The sequence below is a fragment of the Streptomyces sp. WAC05374 genome, assembly GCF_004353505.1.
Taxonomy (GTDB): Bacteria; Actinomycetota; Actinomycetes; order Streptomycetales; family Streptomycetaceae; genus Streptomyces.
The window spans coordinates 1-1,774 of sequence record NZ_SMNQ01000045.1 but is presented as its reverse complement, the minus strand read 5'-3'; the positions used below and the strand labels follow the sequence as shown (position 1 = coordinate 1,774).

At 69.2% G+C, this 1,774-nt stretch carries 1 protein-coding gene; it reads right to left on the bottom strand.

Annotated features, from left to right (window positions below; translation table 11 throughout):
• Positions 1-33 precede the first annotated feature (33 nt).
• Positions 34-1,680 (bottom strand): IS1182 family transposase, encoded by a 1,647-nt coding sequence (locus E2B92_RS32460; RefSeq protein WP_126889603.1) that lies wholly within the window; start codon positions 1,678-1,680, stop codon positions 34-36.
• Positions 1,681-1,774: the final 94 nt, after the last annotated feature.

The window sequence follows — 1,774 nt, the reverse complement described above, 5'->3', positions numbered from 1 at the left end:
GGACGCTGTTGGTTAATTCCGCCCCGCTGGGCTTCATCCAGCGGGGCGGAGTGCTGCAAAGGGTGAGGTCCGGGTGCGGGCGAGGGGTCTGCCGGTGAGCCAGGCGTCGATGCGGGTGAGGTTGATGGCGGCGCCGGTGAGGTGGTGTTGCAGGCGGGTCTTGGCGAGACCGCGGTAGCGGGATCTGCGCAGGCCGAAAGCCTGGACGGCCTGGGAGATGGTGCCCTCGACGCCGGCGCGGTGTCCGTAGCGCTTGCGCCACTGATCACTGTCCTGCTCAGGCCGGATCTGCTGCAGGATTTCGTGTTCGGGCCGGGGCCGCAGGGTGATGTAGCGACCCTTTGGTGAACTCGTGCATTCCTGGCGGGCCGGACAGGGGCTGCAGTCACGTCTCGCGAACGTCGCCCGAACCACCGGCGTCCCTCGGTGGCTGGTCGTCTCCCGCCAGCTCGTGGTGGTGCGGCCCTCGGGACATACGACCTGTCTGTTCTCCCAGTCCACGGTGAAGCGGGTGTTGTCGAAGCCCGCCGCCTGGGCCTTTTGCCTGTTGGTGTCCCGCGCGAGCGGGCCCATGAGACTGACTCGATGATCGCGCTGGGCATGGTGGATCTGTTCAGCATCGACGTAGCCGGCGTCGACCAGGTGCTCGTCCGGCAGGAGGCCACGCTCGGCCAGAGCGGTGTGGATGTCTTCCAGGACGGCCATGTCGGTGACCGGTGCCGCGGTGGTGTGGACGTGCGTGATCAGATGCGGGGCGTCAGGCTCACAGGTCTCGCTGAGGTGGACCTTGTAGCCGGACCAGCCCAGATCCCGCTTCGCACCGGTCCGCGCCTCGATCTCGTGCGGGGTGCGTAAGCGGATCAGACCGGGTGGAAGGTCCTTTGTCTCGCGCCAGCGCACCACGCCGTCGGCGTGGTGGAACTGCTGCACCCACGTCCGGCGCAGGAGCTCCACCGCGGGCAGATACCGAAGGCCGGGCGGTGCCGACGCCGACCAGACGGCCTGAAGCAGCACCATGCCGTCGGCCCCGCACTGATCGCCGTGCTCGACCCGCGCGGCCCACCGGGACGGGAAACGGGTGTCCTCCGGCCGGGCGGAGTAACGGTCGAACCACTCGGGCGCCGCCACCCCCGCCAGCCAGTCGCCGGCTGCTTCGGCGAGCTGGTTCAGTGCCGTGCGCAGTGTCTCGACCACGAACTCCAGCCGGTTCAGGTCCCTCGTCGCGGCCAGTACATGGGTGGCGTCCGTGCGCTGCCGCTTGCCCGACTTGACCAGCCCGGCTTGCCCGGCGGCGGCCAGCACCGCGTCGAACACGCCCCTGCCCGCATCGTCCGCGGCCAGCCGGGCACGGAACTCGCTGAGCACGGAGAAGTCGAAGCCGGTATCGGTCAGCTCAAGCGACAGGGCGTACTTCCAGTCCAGACGCGATCGGACCGCGTGCGCGGCCTGCCGGTCGGTCAGCCCCTCCGTGAACTGCAACACCGACACCAGCGCCAGCCGGGCCGGCGACACCACCGGCCGTCCCCGCACCGGAAAAAGCCCCGCGAAATCGGCATCGGCGAAGACCGGACCCAGCGTGTCCCGCACCCGCATCGCCAGACAGCCCTTCGGGAATACCGCGCGAGCCACCCGCGCGGTCTCCTCCGGAATCTCCGCCAACTCCACCCCATGCAACGACACGAACCCACCCCTGAAGCACGACGACGGCCTGCACAACCCCAACGGGTCATACAGGCCGTCGTCACGCAGGCCCCGGATTAACCAACAGCGTCCG